Source organism: Clostridium nitrophenolicum (genome assembly GCF_055391695.1).
Genome location: NZ_AP042469.1, coordinates 1,428,338 through 1,449,096, shown reverse-complemented (window position 1 = coordinate 1,449,096; position 20,759 = coordinate 1,428,338). Strand labels below are relative to the sequence as shown.

The 20,759-nt window shown below is 33.7% G+C and carries 19 protein-coding genes and 1 pseudogene; 5 read left to right on the top strand and 15 right to left on the bottom strand.

The features are described 5' to 3' along the window. The first annotated feature begins 424 nt into the window (after nucleotides 1–424). Nucleotides 425–1,147 (top strand): annotated as a pseudogene (locus tag ACZ5N4_RS06720) (DUF4386 domain-containing protein). 9 nt (nucleotides 1,148–1,156) lie between these two features. Here the strand turns inward: ACZ5N4_RS06720 and ACZ5N4_RS06715 are convergent. After that, entirely contained in the window at nucleotides 1,157–1,714 is a 558-nt protein-coding gene (locus ACZ5N4_RS06715) for a Crp/Fnr family transcriptional regulator (protein WP_464208314.1), read from the bottom strand. A 460-nt stretch (nucleotides 1,715–2,174) separates the two neighbouring features. Here ACZ5N4_RS06715 and ACZ5N4_RS06710 point away from each other — a divergent pair, with 460 nt between their 5' ends. Next, complete coding sequence (locus ACZ5N4_RS06710) at nucleotides 2,175–3,950, top strand: oleate hydratase (protein WP_464208312.1); 1,776 nt, start codon at nucleotides 2,175–2,177, stop codon at nucleotides 3,948–3,950. 65 nt (nucleotides 3,951–4,015) lie between these two features. Here ACZ5N4_RS06710 and ACZ5N4_RS06705 read toward each other — a convergent pair whose 3' ends face one another. Together ACZ5N4_RS06705 and ACZ5N4_RS06700 are read right to left on the bottom strand one after the other, a co-directional pair. Next, the gene (locus tag ACZ5N4_RS06705; RefSeq protein WP_464208311.1) at nucleotides 4,016–5,404 is read right to left on the bottom strand and encodes a sensor histidine kinase; all 1,389 of its coding nucleotides are present in this window, start codon (nucleotides 5,402–5,404) and stop codon (nucleotides 4,016–4,018) included. A 5-nt stretch (nucleotides 5,405–5,409) separates the two neighbouring features. Beyond that, complete coding sequence (locus tag ACZ5N4_RS06700) at nucleotides 5,410–6,120, bottom strand: response regulator transcription factor (protein ID WP_464208309.1); 711 nt, start codon at nucleotides 6,118–6,120, stop codon at nucleotides 5,410–5,412. Between the two features lie 165 nt (nucleotides 6,121–6,285). Between ACZ5N4_RS06700 and ACZ5N4_RS06695 the strand changes: the two genes are divergently transcribed. Together ACZ5N4_RS06695 and ACZ5N4_RS06690 are read left to right on the top strand one after the other, a co-directional pair. Further along, complete coding sequence (locus ACZ5N4_RS06695; protein WP_464208307.1) at nucleotides 6,286–7,293, top strand: alpha/beta fold hydrolase; 1,008 nt, start codon at nucleotides 6,286–6,288, stop codon at nucleotides 7,291–7,293. Nucleotides 7,294–7,370: 77 nt separating this feature from the next. Then, nucleotides 7,371–8,426 carry a C45 family autoproteolytic acyltransferase/hydolase gene (locus ACZ5N4_RS06690; RefSeq protein ID WP_464208305.1) on the top strand — a complete coding sequence of 352 codons (1,056 nt, stop codon included), beginning with the start codon at nucleotides 7,371–7,373 and terminating at the stop codon, nucleotides 8,424–8,426. A 199-nt stretch (nucleotides 8,427–8,625) separates the two neighbouring features. Here ACZ5N4_RS06690 and ACZ5N4_RS06685 read toward each other — a convergent pair whose 3' ends face one another. The 8 genes from ACZ5N4_RS06685 to ACZ5N4_RS06650 form a co-directional block, all read right to left on the bottom strand. Then, on the bottom strand, nucleotides 8,626–9,780 hold the full coding sequence (locus tag ACZ5N4_RS06685; protein ID WP_464208303.1) for an amidohydrolase: 1,155 nt from the start codon (nucleotides 9,778–9,780) through the stop codon (nucleotides 8,626–8,628). 174 nt (nucleotides 9,781–9,954) lie between these two features. Beyond that, entirely contained in the window at nucleotides 9,955–10,740 is a 786-nt protein-coding gene (locus tag ACZ5N4_RS06680; RefSeq protein WP_464208301.1) for a YibE/F family protein, read from the bottom strand. Between the two features lie 3 nt (nucleotides 10,741–10,743). Further along, the gene (locus ACZ5N4_RS06675) at nucleotides 10,744–11,865 is read right to left on the bottom strand and encodes a YibE/F family protein (RefSeq protein WP_464208300.1); all 1,122 of its coding nucleotides are present in this window, start codon (nucleotides 11,863–11,865) and stop codon (nucleotides 10,744–10,746) included. Next, the gene (locus tag ACZ5N4_RS06670; RefSeq protein ID WP_464208298.1) at nucleotides 11,866–12,033 is read right to left on the bottom strand and encodes a hypothetical protein; all 168 of its coding nucleotides are present in this window, start codon (nucleotides 12,031–12,033) and stop codon (nucleotides 11,866–11,868) included. Between the two features lie 478 nt (nucleotides 12,034–12,511). Continuing rightward, the gene (locus ACZ5N4_RS06665; RefSeq protein ID WP_464208296.1) at nucleotides 12,512–12,868 is read right to left on the bottom strand and encodes a hypothetical protein; all 357 of its coding nucleotides are present in this window, start codon (nucleotides 12,866–12,868) and stop codon (nucleotides 12,512–12,514) included. 213 nt (nucleotides 12,869–13,081) lie between these two features. Then, nucleotides 13,082–13,558 (bottom strand): SAM-dependent methyltransferase, encoded by a 477-nt coding sequence (locus ACZ5N4_RS06660; RefSeq protein WP_464208295.1) that lies wholly within the window; start codon nucleotides 13,556–13,558, stop codon nucleotides 13,082–13,084. 105 nt (nucleotides 13,559–13,663) lie between these two features. Further along, nucleotides 13,664–14,500 (bottom strand): MerR family transcriptional regulator, encoded by an 837-nt coding sequence (locus ACZ5N4_RS06655; RefSeq protein ID WP_464208293.1) that lies wholly within the window; start codon nucleotides 14,498–14,500, stop codon nucleotides 13,664–13,666. A gap of 196 nt (nucleotides 14,501–14,696) precedes the next feature. Then, entirely contained in the window at nucleotides 14,697–15,437 is a 741-nt protein-coding gene (locus ACZ5N4_RS06650) for a YukJ family protein (RefSeq protein WP_464208291.1), read from the bottom strand. A 244-nt stretch (nucleotides 15,438–15,681) separates the two neighbouring features. On the opposite strand from ACZ5N4_RS06650, the gene ACZ5N4_RS06645 reads away from it, so the two are divergent. Further along, on the top strand, nucleotides 15,682–16,950 hold the full coding sequence (locus ACZ5N4_RS06645; protein ID WP_464208289.1) for a gluzincin family metallopeptidase: 1,269 nt from the start codon (nucleotides 15,682–15,684) through the stop codon (nucleotides 16,948–16,950). Between the two features lie 240 nt (nucleotides 16,951–17,190). On the opposite strand, the gene ACZ5N4_RS06640 is transcribed toward ACZ5N4_RS06645, so the two are convergent. From ACZ5N4_RS06640 to ACZ5N4_RS06625, 4 genes are all read right to left on the bottom strand, one after another. Then, the gene (locus ACZ5N4_RS06640; RefSeq protein ID WP_464208287.1) at nucleotides 17,191–17,385 is read right to left on the bottom strand and encodes a hypothetical protein; all 195 of its coding nucleotides are present in this window, start codon (nucleotides 17,383–17,385) and stop codon (nucleotides 17,191–17,193) included. Between the two features lie 38 nt (nucleotides 17,386–17,423). Continuing rightward, nucleotides 17,424–17,948: a VOC family protein gene (locus ACZ5N4_RS06635; protein ID WP_464208285.1), complete on the bottom strand. Its 525-nt coding sequence runs from the start codon at nucleotides 17,946–17,948 to the stop codon at nucleotides 17,424–17,426. A gap of 147 nt (nucleotides 17,949–18,095) precedes the next feature. Beyond that, complete coding sequence (locus tag ACZ5N4_RS06630) at nucleotides 18,096–19,058, bottom strand: helix-turn-helix transcriptional regulator (protein WP_464208283.1); 963 nt, start codon at nucleotides 19,056–19,058, stop codon at nucleotides 18,096–18,098. 408 nt (nucleotides 19,059–19,466) lie between these two features. Then, nucleotides 19,467–20,312 (bottom strand): aldo/keto reductase, encoded by an 846-nt coding sequence (locus tag ACZ5N4_RS06625; protein ID WP_464208281.1) that lies wholly within the window; start codon nucleotides 20,310–20,312, stop codon nucleotides 19,467–19,469. Nucleotides 20,313–20,759 lie beyond the last annotated feature (447 nt).

The following is a 20,759-nucleotide window of genomic DNA, read 5'->3' as shown; positions in this document are numbered from 1 at the left end:
AATATCAATCCCCTATGATTACTTTTTGATCCTCTTCCTAGCCAAAAGTAAGAGAATATAAGCAATGCTATGGATATAGCTAAATATATTAGCTTCACCTTAATATTAAACCCCATATCTCTCCAATCCCAATAAAATCTATGATAAAATTTTTGTACAAATTTAAAAACTCATATTTCATTATTGCCTTAATCTTTCTCATAAACTTCCCCTATCTAAAGTAAGAAGTTAACTTCCTACTTTGTTAATCTACTCTTTATCTATTTCACACTCTTCTGTCAATAAATCATTCTACAAGTCGGTCACCAGGGTACGCTATTGTTGGGTGAGATATACATACCAATACGCTCTTCTTGATTTAAGTCAAGGATTTAGTAGTACTACAATGGTATAATCCTTTCATATAAAAAGGGAGGGGAATAAAATGTTAGTCTTTGAAACAGAAAAAACATCACTGCGCAAAGCAGCATTAATAACCGGAATCACCATGCTCATTATAACAATATGCGCAATGTTTGCAGTTGAAGTTGTTAACACCAGACTAATCATAAATGGCGACGCAACTGCCACAATGAACAATATAAAAAAATCAATTTCGCTATTTCAAGCAGGGATTTTCAGTTGGCTCATTATTCTTATTTGCGATATTGTGATTTCATGAGCACTATATATCTTTCTTAAGCAAATTGACAGAAGCCTGTCGCTGCTTGGTGCATGGTTTCGCTTGGCTTACTGTGCTATCCTTGGAATAGCTATTCTAAATTTAGTGTTTATAAGCATTTTACTGAGTGGAGATCACCAATTACTAGCCAATCAAACTGACCAGTTGAAATCCTTACTGATGCTGTTTGTTATTGCGTTTCAGAAAATGTGGTCTTTTGGATTAATTATTTTTGGAGTTCATCTGTTCATCATTGGTTGTTTGGTAATGAAATCAGACTTCATCCCAAAAATACTGGGAATTCTTTTGCTCATTGCTTCTTTTGGTTACATGTTTATTAACATAATACATCTGTTCTTGCCACAATATGAGAGTACTACTCGAATTTTTGAAAATATATTAAGTCTACTAATGGTACTTGGAGAATTAGGCTTGGGCATATGGATTATGGTAAAAGGCGGCAAGACACCAAAAATGGGAAACTAATTTTCATAATCAGCGATCTTGGGATACTCTTTTTCTGATTCTACTTAAGGATTCTGGAGTGATCCCAAGATAGCTTGCCAATTGATGTTGTGGAACACGATTTATAAGCTCAGGTCTTTTTTCAAGCAACATTCGATAACGGTCCTCTGGAACAGCTCTCATGAACCTTGCCCTTTCATCTTGCTCCTCACCGAAATTATGTTCAATAATTGTCCTTGTTATTTTCTCCAGTTCCGGGAATTTCTTATACATTCTTTTTTCAGACTCCGGATCACCAACAAGCAGTGTTGAATCCTCTACACAGGCCAAAAAATAGTCGCTAGGTATTTTTTGTTTGTAACTTTTAAATACAACAACAGCCTGTTCTTCTGTGAAAAAATTAATAGTTACTTCTTTACCATCCTCTCCAATTGAGTATTGTCTTACACAACCAGCCAGTACAGAATAACACTTATCTGAAACTTCTCCTTGTCTGAGAAGTATAGTCCCTTTAATATAAGTCTCAACAACCATATCCTCCATAATTTCCAGGATTTTATCTCTACTGAGGGAAGTCTTTTTTTCCATAAATCGCAGCAAATGATGATTCATCTTTATCCCATCCTTTTTATTATTCGATTGTAAAAAAACTTGTTTCATACATTTAAAAATTGCTCCATAACATCCTTTGCTTTCTTTATAATATCCACGATTTTATCTGATATACTTTGATTTTAGATTTCTCCATTAGCTTTTCTTCAATTATATCATAATCATTGATATTAAAAGATTTCTTTTATATTCTTCATTAAGTGTAAATAGCAATTTTAAAATACAACTTTCGGAAGTCTATACTGCCACTAAAAAATTAAATATTTATTCAGAAAGGAGAGGTTATAACTTCAACATTCTGGTTAATTGATAAAAAAGATTAGGAACTATTTTTGATGAAGAGGAAAATGAATAGATTAATCGGGGATCTAAGAGAATTATTGGTTTAAAAGTTGTTTATACTATAACCATAAAATGATTTTTGGAGGTTTCAGCTATGTACTATTCAAACGGTAACTATGAAGCATTTGCTCGTCCAGAAAAGCCAAAGGATGTTGATAAGAAATCGGCTTATCTTGTCGGAAGCGGACTTGCTTCGTTGGCAGCAGCTTGTTTTCTCATCAGGGACGGACAGATGAAGGGGGAGCATATTCACATCCTTGAGGAAACGGGTATTTCTGGCGGAGCCTGTGATGGTATCAAAGATACACAAAAAGGGTTTATTATCCGCGGCGGACGAGAGATGGAGAATCACTTTGAATGCTTATGGGATTTATTCCGTTCAATTCCTTCCATTGAAACTGAGGGTATATCGGTGCTTGATGAATTCTATTGGCTTAATAAGCATGATCCTAACTACTCACTTATGCGTGCTTCCGTGAACCGGGGAGAGGATGCGCATACCGACAGAAAATTCACACTTTCAGAAAAAGCTTCGATGGAAATCATAAAGCTGTTTATGACAAAGGATGAAAATTTATACGACAAGACAATTGATGATGTTTTTGATAATGAATTCTATTCTTCGAATTTCTGGCTTTACTGGCAGACGATGTTCGCCTTTGAAAAATGGCACAGTGCCCTTGAGATGAAGCTGTATATTCAGCGATTTATCCATCACATCGGTGGATTGCCTGATTTCTCGGCACTTAAATTCACCAAATATAATCAATATGAATCGCTGATCCTGCCGATGATGAAATATCTAGAAGCACACAATGTAAACTTCCAGTATAACACACAGGTCACCAACGTTATCTTTGACATTAAGGGTAGCAAAAAAGTGGCAAAAGAGATTATCTGTACACATGACGGCAAGGAAAAAGCTATTGATTTGACTGAAGATGATCTTGTATTTGTCACAAATGGAAGTTGTACGGAAAATTCCACGTTCGGCGACGATGATCACGTGCCAGTGATGGATACTAATCCAGGCGAGGGCGGCTGCTGGCATCTTTGGAAGAACATCGCAAAACAGGACTCAGCGTTTGGGCGTCCAGAAAAATTTTGTACCAATATAAAGGCAACTAACTGGGAATCCGCTACCGTCACCACATTAGACAGCAGAATTCCGAAATATATTGAGAAAATGTGTAAGCGTGACCCATTTTCTAGCAAGGTTGTCACGGGTGGGATCATTACCGTGAAGGATTCCAGTTGGCTCATGAGTTATACGTTTAACCGTCAGCCTCACTTTAAAGAGCAACCCAAGAATCAGCTTGTGGGTTGGATTTACGGGCTTTATACAGATGTCCCTGGAGATTTTGTCAAGAAACCAATGAAGGAATGCACTGGGACGGAAATCGTAGAGGAATGGCTCTACCATATGGGTGTACCCGAAGCCGAAATTCCTGAAATGGCGAAAACCGGTGCTCACTGTATTCCGTGCATGATGCCCTACATCACCGCCTTTTTTATGCCGAGAAGCAAAGGAGATCGGCCGAAGGTTATTCCAGATGGCTGCGTTAACTTTGCATTTATCGGACAGTTTGCTGATACTGTTCGTGATACAGTATTTACAACTGAATATTCGGTTAGGACAGCAATGGAAGCAGTTTACACACTACTTGATGTTGACCGTGGGGTCCCAGAAGTATTCGCCTCCTGTTATGATGTAAGGGTATTGCTTGACGCTACTTCGAAGATGCTGGATGGTAAAAAGCTGACAGATATCAAACTTCCTTTTATTGCGAATTTGGTGGAAAAGAGAGCACTTAAAAAGATTTCCGGAACTATTATTGAAGAACTTCTGGAAAGATATAAGCTCATTTAAGATAAAAAGGAGAACAACGGAAGTATCTCGTTGGTTCTCTTTTTTATTTACTTGTAAATAAATATTTATATTTTTTCAACAACACTGCCTTTTACCGGAATTCTTAAAGTTACAGTTACTCCCTTATCTTTTCTATTTCCAATAATAAATTTCCCATGATGAGCATCTATAATACTTCTAACAATAATCAGTCCTAGTCCATGTTTTTGATTTGCTTGAGTATAAAAATAGTCATCTTTATTAATTTTATCTATCTGCTCTTGTGAAATACCAGAACCAGTATCAGAAATCACTATAGAAGCATACATACTATCATCAGCTGCCTCAGGAACAGTTACTGTTATACTGCACCCCTCTTTATTGTGCTTTGCACTATTCGTTATTATATTGATTACAGCTCTCAAAATAAGGCTTTTATCTACCATTACAGTTATATTTTCATCTTCTATAATTATATCTGTACTGTAATTTTGAAGAATTCCGCTATTGATACAGCTTGCCATTGCTTCCCTTGCAATATTGCTAAGCCTAACAATAGATAAAGTCAATGGCTGCATATTGTATTGTAAGGAAGTTGCAAGGTTTAAGTTTGTAATTAACTCCCTTAGTCTTAGAGAATTTTCAGTTATGATTTTTGCTTCTGAACGAACCTCTTCTGGTAAAGTATCATCCTCTTCAATCATCGCAGAGTATCCTAAAATCATAGATAAAGGTGTTCTAACATCATGAGAAACTGCAGTTATCCAATTTTCAATAGCATTATTACGAAGCTTAATTTTATTATTTTTATCTATAATAAGCTTAGATGTTTCATTTATACTTTTAGCTAAATCTTTGTATATCCCCTTTTCTTTTAATCCTGTTTTCTTTTCTTCTTTTAGAGAAAAAATACCTTTTATTAAGCTATTTAATGGTTTATTTAATACTCTAGTTAGACCTATTGATAATATAATTAAAATTATTATATTAAGAGAAATTATGTATATATAAATAGCTGGTTCAGCATTCTTAGTGTTTGAAGGTATAACTAAATTATATTTTTGTACAGTATTTTTGGAATACCCCAGTATAACTAAGTTTTCTTTGCTTTCCCATAGAAAAACAGGATAATCCTTCAAATAGCTTTTAGACAATATTGCAATATCTTTAATGCTATAATAGTTATTTATATCTTCTGGTTTGTTGCAATTATAAATAACTTCACCGCTCTCATTGACAAGCTGTACCCACATACCATTACTTCTGATCATTTCTATGGTCTTTGATGATAACTGATTATTATTTTCTCTTAATTCTTGTGCTATATTCTTTACAGTTTTAGTAGGTTCTTTGATATATGGGCTATTGCGTACAAAGTAAATAAAACCTAGATAATTCAATATAACTACTATTAATGCAATGCATACAATTGTACTTATATACCCTAAAATAAATTTAAATCCATTATTCTTCATGCTGATTACCTGCTCTTTATTAGTAAAGTATATCCAAGGCCCTTAACTGTTACAAGAGACTTAGGATTCGATGGATTTTCTTCTATCTTTTCTCGTATGTGTCTTATATGAACCATCAAGGTATTTTCATAGCCGTAAGAATCTTCCTGCCAAGCCCGCTGACAAAGAGTATCAATGGTAACAATTTTATTTGCATTTTCATACAACACAGCTAAAATAGCATGTTCCTTTGCCGTTAAATAGAGCTTCTCATTATTTTTTATTACTTCCGCTTTACCTAAGTTAATTGTGCAGCAATCAAGATGTATAATTGACTGCGCTGGTCTTGCATTGCTTGCGTATGTTCTTTTTAAAATCGCATTCAGTCTTAAAGTAAGCTCTCTTGGTAAAAATGGCTTTACTACATAATCATCAGCACCAAGTCCTAAACCTAATAACCTATCTTCTGCTTCTCCCCTTGCTGTAAGGAATAATACCGGAATTTCATAATGCTTCTTAAATTCATTAATCAAGGAAAAACCATCTCCATCAGGAAGCATTACATCTAGTACTGCAATATCAGGCTTGTGATTAATTAATTTCTCCATTGCCTCCCTGCAGGAGGATGCAGTATATATGTTAGAAAAGCCATCCTTTCTAAAGATAGTTTCAACCATTTTTAATAATTGTAATTCGTCATCTACTAATAATATCTTTTTATCTTTCATTAAAAACATAATTTTCACCTACTCAATTTACATATTTTTCATTATAGCATATTTAAAAACTATAAATTACCTTTTTATAAATTTAAGGTAGTCTTAAGGTAGCCTACAAGTTTACTTAATGTACAGCTGATAAACTAAGATCAACTTAAAAATTTAGTAGAGAAGGTGAATTCAATGAAAAAAATATTTAGCAAGGTTTTGAAATACACTAAAATTGGTATACTCAGTATACTTGCTGTATTTATAGTTTTTCTTTCTGTATGTTATATCAACAACCAAATACAGCTAAAGAAAGAAGCCAAGCTTTTAGTTCCTCCTGGTAAAATTGTAGAGGTAAAAGGTAAAAAATTTCACGTATATGCTGAAGGAAAAGGTGATTTGACCTGTGTATTTATGGCTGGCTCAGGTAACGTTGCTCCTGAGGTAGATTTTAAACCCTTATATAAAAATATGTCTAGTGAATATAGAATTGCAGTAGTAGATAGAGCAGGCTATGGCTTTAGCGAAAATTCAAATGACTCTAGAGATATTGACACTATTCTTGAAGAAACAAGAAAGACTTTGGCCTTAGCAGGTGAAAAACCTCCTTACGTACTATTTCCTCACTCCATTTCTGGAATAGAAGCTATCTATTGGGCTCAAAAATACCCAGAGGAAGTTAAAGCTATTATTGGTCTTGATATAGGTTACCCTGAAGTATATTTAGAACATAATTTAAGTAAATCTACTTTATTTGTATTAAATGCTCAGTCATTCCTTACAAAATTTGGGGTACATAGGTTATTTCCATCTATGGCTCTACAAGAGGTTGTTTTAGATTCTAATCTCCTATCTAAAGATGATAAGGAGCTGTATAAAGCATTGACATACAAGAAGCTGCAATCAAGTGACACAGTTAATGAGCTTAATGCTATAGAAAAAAATTCAAAGAAATCTCTTGCATTAAAATTGCCAACGAAAATTCCTATTTGTATTTTTCTTCCTGTACCTTTAACAGAAGAAGAAAGAAATCAAAAGTCTACTTTCTTAAAAGAAAGATATAATTATTACAATAACTATGTATCAAAATTTGAAAAAGGCAAAGTAATTACTTTACCTGGTAGACATTCTATATACTTATATTCTCCAGATGACATTGCAAAGGAAAGTAAAGCTTTTTTACGAAGTATCAGTAATCCATAAAATTCGTATATACATGAAGGAGAAAACATAAATAAGATCAGAATGGTTTTTAATCGAAAATGAAAGGAGAAAATATAATGAAGAATGCTAAAGAGTTTAAACTCATTGAGTGCCAAGGTACTCCTTATGAAATCGGCCAGCAGTGGGGAGAAGGCTGCAAAGAGAGCATCCTAAAAGTTTCAGAAAACATTTGTAATAGTATGATGTCTTATTACCAAGCCTCAAAGGAAGAGGTCATCTCCAATGCTATGAAGTTTTTCCCTGCAGTTCAAAAGTTTGATCCCTATTTGATTGAAATAATGCGGGGACAGGCTGACGCTACTGGGCTTAGTTTAGAAGAAATATTTACTCAGAAGTGCTTTAATGAGCTTACTTTCAGCTATAATAATATTTCAGGACTGTGTACCTCATTTGCTGTAACAGGAAAAGCAACACAAGACGGTAAAACCATCCTAGGGCAAAACATAGATTTTCTTCCTGAAGCACCGATAGATTTATTAAAAATTCATCATGCCAATGGCATTCAGCAATTTATATTAAGTTTTTCAAACTCCAGTGAATTCATATTCTCATCTGCCGGAATCGGTATGTGCGCAAATGCTACTATAGGTAAAAATTACTCATTTAATATTCCGGTGGGCTGTTACCTTCCAAGAGTGATGAGAGAGAAAAATATCCACGATGCCATGGATATTCTTAAACAAGTTGCTCGTGGTCTTGGCTACTATCATTTAGCCGATATAAACGGCGATATGTTAGGTATTGAGAGTATTCATAACGATTTTGAACTTCTATACCCAGAAAGGGATATGATGTTGCACTCAAATCATTATCTTACAGAACGTTTCAAGGGAGAGGACACTGCCCCACAATTACAGCCTGACAGTTACCATCGCTTAGATAGAATTCGTAGTTTAGTGGATCAGCATTTTGGTCACATAAATATTGAAATCATTAAGAAAATCCTGGTCGATCACGACCAAAATCCCTATTCCATATGCCGCCACATTGATCCCAAGGTCCCAATATCATCGACAACACTTGCATCATTTATCATGGTGCCTGAGGAGAGGGCTATATATATAGCCGCTGGCAATCCCTGTGAATACGAGTATGTACGGTATGAGTTTTGATAGCCTAGCCGCCGCGTAGAATATGTATTAAACCTGCCCTTTCTGCGGCAGGTTTTTATTTTTTCATAAGTATGTTTGTCTTGTTAGAGTATGTACTTGGGTTATTATAAATGATATAATAATTAAAAGACCAACAGAAAAAGGAGTGTAGCAAACTACTTTTTAAAGTAGTTTTGCAACATCCCCATTAATCTATTTTTTATCTCTTATATACTATTTCACCATTAATTAAAACTAACTGAGATTTGGCTTGAATATCAAATGGATGCTTATCAAATACAACAATATCTGCATCTTTCCCCTCTTCTAATGACCCAACTCTGTCCCCTATTCCAAGTATTTCTGCTGGATTTAATGTTATAGCTTTTAATGCAGCTTCTTCTGGTAATCCTGCTCTAACCGCTAGTGCAGCACATAGTGGAAGATAATGTACTGGAATAACAGGATGATCTGTCATAAGTGCTATTTTTACACCGGAATTATAAAGAACTACCGGTGTATCAAAAGTTAGTTCTTTTAGTTCTATTTTAGGTCTGCAGCCTAGTGTTGGCCCAACTATAGCTGAATACCCCTCTTCTGCTAATTCATCTGCTATTAGGTGTCCTTCAGTACAGTGATCTAATGTCAATTTCAAATTAAATTCTTTTGCTATTCTTATAGATGTGAATATATCATCTGCTCTGTGAGCATGGGCTTTCATTGTTATCTCTCCCTTTAAAAGGGGAATCAAAGCTTCAAGCTTCATATCAAAATTTGGAGTTTTTCCTTCTTTCACCGCATTTTCTTTATTTTGCATATAATATTTAGTTCTAAATAACCAATCTCTTAATATGGCAGCTGTAGTCATTCTAGTTGTTGGCACTTCATTTTTTTCATTGTGGCATCTTTTAGGATTTTCTCCAAAAGCTACTTTCATAGCTGCTGATGCTTTAACAATCATCTTATCTATTCTTTTTCCTTTAGTCTTTATTACTGCAAATTGACCACCAATTACATTAGCACTTCCGGGACCAGTACATACTGTTGTAACACCATTTTCATAAGCTTCTTTAAAAGAAAAATCCATTGGATTTATCGCATCAATTGCTCTATACTCAGGACCAACTACTTCTCTCATTTCATTTACATCATCACCTTCAAATCCCATACAATCTTCCCACATACCGATATGACAATGAGCATCAATAATTCCCGGCATTATGTATCCACCCTTTGCATCACAAACACTGCAGCCTGATGGAACCTCTAAATTTACACCAACTTTTATAATTTTATTATCCTTTACTAAAACTTCTCCTTTTTCAATTGGTTCCCTTGAAATAGTTAACACTGTCCCATTTTTAATTAACAACATTTTGACTCCCCCTAGAAAATTTAATTTTAAATAAATATATAATAATATAAATTGTAATTTATCCCTTCTATAAAGATGCTATTCTCTATTATTATTTTATATGCCTAGTGCTTAATTTAATTTCTCACTGCCTAATCCTATGCACTTTCCCTAGTGCTGGATAGCGAGAATCATCTAATAACTTTTTTTGATATAGTTTAGCTTTAGTAAATGTCTTAAGGATAGTATTTCAGATGTTATAAATGAAGTTACTGGAATTATTAGTATTATTCCTATTCCGCCGCATAAAGATTGGAAAACCTCTGAACAAAACACCTTTGCATTAACTATGTTTAAAAAAGAATAATGCAGCTCGTTAAAATAAATTATTAACGTCATAAATCCACCTATATATGCGAATAGTAAAGTGTTTGTCATAGTTCCTAAGATATCCTTTCCTATATTCATACCATAGAGGAATAAGTTTTGTTTCGTTATAGTAGAATTACTTTTATGTATTTCATACAAGGAAGAGGATATGGATATAGAAACATCAATTATAGCTCCTAATAGGCCAATTAAAACTTCGCACAATAATACTTTAGTAAAATTAAGCTGTACATAAACTGAAACAAATGCAATGGTCTCCGCTTGTTCCTTACCAAACCCCTGAATTTTTGCATTAGTTCCTATTTTGTAGGTCATAAGTAAAGTCAGTAATATTACTATAGTTACGGATACTAAAGATGAAACAGTTTTTGCATTTACTCCATTTACATAAAATAAAGTAATTATAGTAATTAATACAGAAAAAATTATAGTAACTTTTATTGGTTCAAACCCTGAACTTATTGTGATTAGCATTATAAATAAAATTAAAAAGTTAAAAACTAATGTAAAAAAGGACTTTACTCCTCGTCTGCCACCGATAATCATCATTAAAACAAAGAGAATAATTAACAAAATTAAAGATGTATTCATTTCTTAAATTTCTCCAATCTTATTGTTTCTTATAAAGAACACTGAAATATAAATAGAAATAGGAATGCTCAAAACTACTCCTATGCTTCCCGTAATAGCCCTGATAAATTCCAGTGACATATTAATATTAATGATATAAGAAATAGGATAATTATTTCTAAAGAGCAGCAGAATAATAGGTATACTACCACTAATATAGGCAAATAATAACGTATTTGCCATGGTACCCATAATATCTTTTCCTAGTTCAAATCCTGATTTAATAAGTTCCTTTGTTTCAATGTTTGGCTTTATATCATATCTCTCTTTTACAAATGAAGCTATAGAGATGGAGATATCCATTATGCCTCCTAGAGTACCTATAAGTATTTCCACAAGAAATATATTCTCTGGAGCGTGTGTTAAAAACTCCATCTCTTCAAAATGAATGCCATTCCAATTATTTAACTTAATTACTAATAAGGATATTAACATAGCAATTAAAGTACATATCATTGTACTAACAATGGCAGAAAAAGCTTTTTTATTTCTTCCACAAACTATTGTAATAGATAAAACAATGAATAAAATACTTGCAACTATTGACCCTATTGTAAAATTAAATCCATATAAAAACAACTGAACCAATACTAAAAAAATACATATATTAATAGCTACACTACATAGAGACCTAAATCCCTTATATCCACCAATTAATAGTATTAATACTGCAAATAGCATTATAGTATAGCCAATATACTTATCTCTTTTAAAATCATTTATTTGGGAGGATATAATATTCTTATTAGCATCTTCTTTAAGTGTTACAAAAACCTCATCATTTACCTTAAGATCTAAATCATTTATTTGTGAAAATGAAGCTTTATTTTGCAACTCTATTTCTTGACCTTTATGAGGACCATTCATAATAACTGCTTTGATTTTCTGATTTTTTATCTGTTCAGTTTCACCATTTATACCATGTGCAGTAGAATACTTTTCATCAACAGATATTATTTTTGCTATAGTTTTGTCATAAAAACCCTCATTCTTTGATAAAAAAAGATAACTTACTGAAAAAATAATTATAATAAAGGCTAACATTATCAAAGACTTCTTACTAGGTCTTAATTTAAAATTCCGCATTTATACTATCTCCCTAAGTGTCTTAAGTAATTTTTTATGACAAGAATAGCACTTTGAAAGAAACTTGTAAAGCATGAGAAAAATGGCAGTCTCATCATCAACCCCTGGCTTAGTTCTGCCTTGAGCATATAATACATCCTGCTCATCCCAACTTCTAAATGTTATCAAAATAGTAATATTTAAGTTATTTACATTACATAAATCAAGGAATTCTTTGTTCTACTATTATTGATAACTACCTTTTCATCTCTATATTTATCTATTATTTGCCCCGCCTTACCTATGTTCCTTTATTAAATAAAAATTGAAAGTTTATGATTCCTTCATTTGCATCCAATGTGAGGTTATTACTTAAATTTATGGGTAAAGTAACAGCTTGTACTTATTATTCACCAAAAGCATACTATGGATAATAATTAGACTAATTTTAGTACAAAAGTATAGTTAGATTTATACCATAATTATTAATGTAAAATACCAAAAAAGTTTAGTTTGCTGACTGAACTCTTTTTTACTTGAAAAATGTAAAATTAATACAACTAAAAAATAATTGGGTACAAAACCCTTATAAAGCTATATGCAAAAATGCATACACTTTTGAGATCTATACCCTTAAAAACAATGTCTTGCTGGTTGAAGTGTTCCTTTATTGCCCACTATCCGTCATGTACATAGATTGCATAGGCTGCATTCCATACATACTTTGCATTCCCATCATTGGATGCATCGGATGCATTCCATACATTGCCATCATTGGGCACATTGGGTACATTCCGTACATACTTTGCATTCCCATCATTGGATGCATCGGATGCATACCACCCATTTGTTGCATTCCCATCATTGGATACATCGGATGCATACCACCCATTTGTTGCATTCCCATCATTGGATACATCGGATGCATACCACCCATTTGTTGCATTCCCATCATTGGGTCCATACCCTGCATACCACCCATTTGTTGCATACCTTGCATAGGTCTCTTTGAATAATTTTCCATTAATTACACCTCATAAAGAATTTCTACTTACATCAATATTTTATGAAGTAAACTAATATTTGTGATTGATTTTAAGAAATTTATTTATAAAGTAAATCTACTATAATTTATTAATCATTTTTCTATTACTTAATAATTTTAGTTAATTGTATTAATTTAGTTACTTTTAATAGGGTTCATTATATTTATCAATATTATTTCTATGTCCATTTATTAAAAGTTAAATTCCTCTTCCCAATTAAATTCTCCGGATTTTTCTAAACTCTTAGGCCAATGACTGCACCATTCTGGAACCTGAGGAGTTTCCACTCTGTCAAGACTTGGTGTATATGGTTTTAAATCAATAACTGGAGTACCATCATTAGCATCAATATAGGCAAGTTGAATCCTACCATTTTCATGATCAATGTAGATGATTTGTGCAATAGTCAGGGCTACTGGGTTCGGTCTAAAGGGTGAGCGGGTAGCAAATATCCCAAGGGTTGACGGCCCTTTTTTATAGGGTGAAGAAGCTTCTAATACGCTTCTAGAATCCTTATTGTCGCAGTCATCAAACCACCAAATAACATCTACATGGCTAAATCCATCTAATCCTTTTAATGCAGGAATATAACTTTTATTCAGTTCTATGAACATTCCCTCCTCACATATTTTGATTTTTCCTATTGGGTTTACTAATAATTCTTTCATACTAAAACCTCCATTTTTTATTCTTCAACCTTACTGTAAACCCTATCACCATGTGAGAGTCAATATATAAAAATATAACCAACAGAAAAATTTCTGCTGGTTACATCAAATAATGCTATATACTTGTTTTTCTACAGGAATTTGAATTTCAGTTAGATACTTGTCCGGTTCTTTCTCATTCCATGGACCTCTATGACATATCTGTCTGTTTTGACCTGCCATTTTGTATTGGTTATGCTGAATAAGCCAATGTGCAAAGGTCTCATATGCAGGTCCAATATTTTCAAAGGGTCCATACACCATAGCACAAGCCATTGTCTCCACTTTCTCCGTTTCACGAAAAGTAAAGCCTTTTTTGCTTCCACCCATACGGTTCACAACAATACATACTTCAACATCTACATCAGCATCCTTGTATTCTACATCATGATAAATGGCGAAATCGCTGCTGTTTTTCGGTATATCAATACCTTCTTCATTGACAAAATTAAATAATTCCTCCCACAGCATACCTTCACTAAAATAGTTAGGAATAATCTTTCGTAGTGAAAGCACCTGATAACTAGGTATACTTTTAAGAGAAACGTTGTAATGCATTGATATTTTTTCTTCCATAATGTCATTGACTGCAATATCAATTTTAGCAAGCCTTTCTTGTTCCCTATTTATTATTGATTCTATTTCCTGACGTTTGTTTTTAAGCTGCTTTGTTATAAAAGTATTGTCCCAATTACTTAAGGCCACTGCAATTTCTGAAACGTTAAAGCCTGTGTCTCTTAAAAAAATTATCTTATGTAAAGTATGTATTTGTTCAACAGAGTATAATCGATAGCCGGTGAATTGGTCAATTTGAGCAGGTTTTAAAAGACCTGTTTCATCATAGTATCTCAACATTCGTATAGAAACCTGCGTTAGCTTTGAAAACTCCCCTATTTTAAACACTTTAGCACAGCTCCTCTTTTTGTATTTAGAACTAAATAGATTCATGTCTTTATTTTAACTCAATATGAGCAAAAACACACTTACGATTTTACAGTTCTTTAAATCCCTTTTTATACTGATTTTATAAAATATATATTAACTGTGTTGAATATAATAACGAAAACTTGGTATTGCTTTTCTATATTAGAACTAAATTTCACCTCTCTATATCGCATATCTTTTCATTTGTCTTATGATCATACACAAAGCATTTTTTTGTTGACATACCAGTTTTATTATCAGTACACCATGATTGAGATTGGAATGCTAAAAAAATTGCCTCCCAATGGTCACCAGGATATTCTAATAAAATGCAGCCATCTTGGTAAACTCCATTTGAATCTTCAAATCTTTCAATACTGCCTTGATTCATATGAACTTCATGCAGGCCTAATCCAGTATCGAAATGACCTCCATATACATAAATATTTGCATTTTTTTTGCACTCCTCGGTGTCTATACGATTTTTAAAGAAATCAGCCAAATCATTGTCAGGTCCAGATTTATCTGAAGGTACTATAATCATATCACAAGGATTAAACAGGTTACTGCGTATAAAATCTACGGCTATTTCCTGAGGTTTGTAACCAGAGGCAGTTGTAACAAATTCATTATGATGTTTTATAGGGTAAAAGCCTTGTTCCAACTCTTGCAGATGAGTGATTTGTTCAGCATTAAAATTAGAATCAGCAATATATAAAAGATCATTTGGAACTTTATTATTATTAATTATAATTTTAGCTGTGGATTTTGTATTAACTGCAATTTTATACTCTTTATTATTGCATTCTACATACAAATATATATGCGGGCTATAAAAATCAGTTCTGGAATCACCCTCATCATATTTTAAAACCTTTCCTTTTAAAACTCCGTATAAATCTTTAATTCCACTCATTTAATAACGCTCCTTTTAGAAAGTTTGGGACTTACCTTCCTCTTTAATTCATATAATCCCCAACTTTAGTATGCTGTTTAAAGCATGAATTATGCTTCTTACCGAATAAATGGATGTCGGCAGTGCGTTTAACAAATTAGCGGTGAATAATGTTTTTATCCTCGTTAATTAAATAACGAATAAATTTAACGGCATATGAGAAAATTATAAATGAATTTTAAATTTCTTTGAAAGGAGAGTCACTATGTCTAGGTTTTTAGATGTGAGAGCAAGAGAAAATGGAACTAGATTTCTGCTTTACCCACAGAATAAAAAGTTAAAGGGATTTGAACAGCCTGAGGTAGTTTACATTAATCTTCCTCCTGGTTCAATTCAAGCAGGTCCTGAAGATGAGAGAATGTATGTAGTTGATGCTAAAGATAAGAGAGAATACAGATATAGTAATGAAGGCCCACCATATCAAGGCCCACGATTTCCACCAGTTCAACCTAATCAAGAAGGTCACTTTGATTATATTCGCCCTGATGCCCGAGAATTTTCTTCCACAGTTATGTACGCTACAGTAAGACGTGTTTTAGATATATGGGAAGATTATTTTGGTCATTCTATTGAGTGGTTTTTTCGTGAGAAGCTTCCAAAACTTGAACTTATTCCCAGAGTAAATTGGGACAATGCACATTCAGGTGAAGGGTTTCTTGAATTTGGATTCGGTAGAAAATTAGATGGTAGTATTGATTATAACAATCCATATTGTGAAAATTTTGATGTACTCGCTCATGAAATGGGCCATACAATTAAAAATTCAACAATTGGCTGGCCGGATAGCAGAGACAAAGTTACAAAGGAATATCGCGGACACCATGAAGCATTTGGAGACTTGGTTGCAATTGTTTCTGTTATGCATTTTAATTCAGTAGTTGATCACCTTCTTAAAAACACAAAAGGAAATTTATTCTCCGTTAACGAACTATCCCGTGTGGGAGAGTTAAGTGATGCACGTGAGATCCGTATCGCTTTTAATAATATGAAAATGTCTGACGTTGGAACAGAGGAACATGATCTTTCTCAACCTTTTACAGGTGGTGCTTTTGATATATTGGTAGAAGTATTTCAACATAACTTAATTAAAAGAGAACTTATATCTGAGGAGTTAGGAAGACGTTCTTTCAATGCTCGCACTGTGGACGTATCAGGTATCCAAGAAGAATTTAATCGGTTTTATCAAGGAAAAGAGACTGAGTTTAAAGAAGCATTACTTGATGCACGTGATTATTTTGGTAAGTTGATGGCAAAAGCCTGGAGTAACACTTCTTGTGATTATTTAAGTTATGGGAAGGTACTTAATAATATAATTAAATCTGATGAAGAACTAAATGGAGGAAAGTATAAGCAAACAATTTTAGATTGCTTCAATTGGAGGGAGATTGTACCTGCAACTCAAGATAATAGAACTATTCTCAATACCCATATAATAACTGAGTTAACAGATGATAAAAAATTGGTGTTAGTATAATTATTGTAAACATAAAAATTTTAATTCATTGAAGTTCTTGTTTCTATAGGAAAAACTAATTGATAAATGTTTCAATTAGCTCTATAATTCTTTTATGTTGATTTATGGTTTAGCATGATTAATTTATACTCAAAAAGCGAGTTCATTGAACTCGCCATTTTTATGGGGAGAATAAGAATATAGTGGAACAAAGATATCGGGGCCCCTAGAGCTCCATATCGCAGAGATTAATGATTTGGTTTACCTATTATTAAGCGCTTGCTTTGTCTGCAATTCCAAATCACCGGCTCCAATCAGCTCACCTTTTGAATTAGTAGCATTTTGTCCTCCTATGTAAATTGTTTTTGCCTTTCCGCTTACGGTAATCGCTTGACTAAATGCTTTTGATACGAATAACCCCTCCGGGTTTTTATGCTCTATTTTAAATTCACTCATAATTTTTGCTCCTTTCAATCAAATCTATCCTTTTGTTTTTATGTGCTTTTAAAACTATCCGCCCATTCTCTTACTCTACGGATGCTTTCTTCTTCTGATAAATCCTCAATCCTGGTCATAATGGACCATCTTACCCCAAAAGGATCCAAAATGCTCCCGAATCGATCACCTGAAACAAAGTTAACAATCTTTTCCCTGACTTTTGCTCCTCTCGCCACCGCATTTTCAAACACCTGATCAACATCTGCAACGTAAATTGCCAAAGAATAACATGCATTATCCTCAGTTGGCGGCAAGACCAATTTGTATGACGGATTCTCTGCTCCCAGCTGCAAAAAGCCATTGCCAAAATCTAATTCCGCATGAGCAACTATTTTATTACCATTTCCATCGAAAAATTCAGTAATATCCTTAACCCTTGCATTAAAAACTGTCTTATAGAACTCTATTGCTTCAGAAGGATTCTTCACTACTATAAATGGTGTTATAGCTGTAAAGCCGTTGGGTATTCCATTCTTTGTATATTTACCTGTTACTCCTATATATTTTTTGCAATCAGCCATTTTAGTACCTCCTTTAAATTAGTCCAAAATATTATTAAGCATGTGTTCATTGGATCGAATTCATCAAGCGCAATCAATCATTTATTTTGATCAATGCTTTTCATCATTATAAAACAGCTTCACTGACAACTACTGTCAGTAAAGCTGTTAAATTTGATAATATTCCATTAGCTCCGATGCAACAGCAACAAGTTTTTTCTTCAAACTCTGCGGTTCGATTACTTGAATGGCCTTTCCATAAGATAGAAGAAAATAAGGTACATATGCATGAATTGCTCTTTCGTCAAGTAAAAAAACTGCTTGATTTGACGTCCTCTCTTTCAGATGATGACCTAAAAACCAATGAATGCACAAATCGTCCAAAGCTTCTGATCTGCCACTGATAATTAATGAACTCACTCCATCCTTATCTGTTGGATCAGGCAAAAGATTCTGCAAAAAAAATTTCTTGACAGAAAAAGCTTCAGGTCTTTTAAATATCATTTGTGTCCCTTTTATCTGTAAAATCCGTTCAGCCCGAAAGCTTCTGATTTGATTCCTAAGATGGCAAAATCCTATCGTATACCATTTATTGTTCCAATAAAGTATTCCATAAGGATCAATCACTCTTGGCCGGGATTGTTCTTCATGGCCTGTGCGGTATTCAATTTCTACAGAATATTCGTTTGCTACAGCCCGCTCCAGTTCTTCCAATGTCGTCTTAACAGAAGGGGTAATATTACGGTTTATCACTTCGAAACCAGCTAAATGGCGATTGAGAATACTTTCTTGTTCCCGATTTGAATACATTTTTAATTTTTGAGTTGCATTACTTAATGAATCACTGAAAGGGTATCCTGCTTCTTTGGCAAATACAGCGGCATGAAGAAGCGCTTTTTGTTCTTCAACATCAAAAAACAAAGGTGCTTGAATAAAATTGTTCAGCAAGCTATATCCACCGTTCTGTCCTGCATCTGATAAAATCGGTACTCCGCTTGCACAGAGCGAATCAATATAACGGTAAACGGTTCTTATATTTATCTCTAATTTTTCCGCAATTTGCTTAGCAGTTATTTTTGCTCCTGAATTCAACATCCAAAGAATTGCCAGCATATTATCATTTTTTGCCATGGGACGCCCTCCTCTCCTACTTTTCTTCCAATGCAACTACTCTGTGATCTTCAGCCAGCAATTTCATCTGACTGAGATAACAAATTTTATTCCTCCGACATTTCGGTATAGTTCAATTTTTTATATGTTTCTTTAATATATACTCTAGTAGCTAAAATTAATTATGTCAAATGAAATGTTAATAAAAAGTTTTCATACCTTGTTTATTCAAGAACTAATTAAAACTAATTTCCTTTAAATATCTTTCTTTAACTCATTATTTTCCTGTTTCAGCTTTTTTTATTTCATATTAACATGAATAGAGTGCAATCCCTTGTTCAAGAAATGCACTCTATTCATGTTCTTCATATTCACTTATTCAACGGCATAAGGAATAATTTTCTTAACAGTGATAGATATCAGATAACCTTAGAAATCTACTTTATCCGGATGAAGCCCTGAACTTCCACAATCGGTTAGTCTGTCAATCTTCTCAACATCTTGTACATTGATTTCAAAGTCAAATACCTCAAGATTATTTTTAATTCTCTCCGGTGTAACAGACTTTGGCAATGGAACAATTCCCTTTTGAATAATCCAGCGCAGACTAAGCTGAGCTACGGATTTTTTGTATTGATCCGCAATTTCCTTTAATACCGGATGCTTCAAAATCTGTCCGTTTGAAAATGGAGCCCATGCCTCCACCAAAATATTGCGTTGCTTACAAAACGCTACAGTTTCCTCCTGCAACATGCCAGGATGGAATTCAATTTGATTCACCATCGGTTGAATCTTAGCAGTTGCCAACAATGGCTCTAAATGGTGCGGAAGAAAATTACTAACTCCGATTGCTTTGATTTTACCCTGGTTATAAAGTTCCTCAAATGCTCTCCAGCTCTCACTGTTTGCTTCCTGCCAGTTATTCTTGGATGCTTTTGCAATAGGCCAGTGGATAAGGTATAAATCCAGATAATCAAGCTGTAAATCCTCTAAAGTTCGATTAAAAGCAGCTAATGTCTTTTCATATCCTTTGTCATCATTCCACAGCTTACTTGTTACAAATAATTCTTCACGTGCCACACCGGATTTACGTATGGCTTCACCAACACTTTTTTCATTTCCATAAGCGGCAGCGCAGTCGATATGTCGATATCCTGCCTTGATTGCATTTAATACAGACTGCTCTGTTTCCTCTCCACTAGGCGTACGGAATGTACCGAATCCTATATTCGGAATCTTATAGTTGTTGCTTAATGTGTAAAAATTTTCTTTCATAATTATTTTCCTTTCTGATTTATTATCGTATAAAATTTGTCATAACATGGTCTTCTTCTACAGGAGCAGGTATTTTTCTTTTCCTTTTTCCAAACCATATGCTATTGTCCAGTATTGAGACGGCGGCATGACTGTCTGAGCTAAGTTAAGCTAGTTATTTAGCTGACCAATTTGAATGATTTCAACTTCTATACCCTGCTGTTCCAGCTCATCTGCCATAACCTTGAGTGCCTGACTTGTACTACTGTTTTCTCCTATACGGCAAGTATAGACCCTACACTTAACTGTAAGTCAATAGTATATGTAAAAAAATTTTTTCATATTCATAAATTCATGCTCCTTTCCCTACGATACAGCAAGCATAACCTTACGCTTAACAATTTTCATAATCATCCTTGACTTAGAGTTAAGTGTAAGTTATATAATATATAAAAAAACTATTTGAGG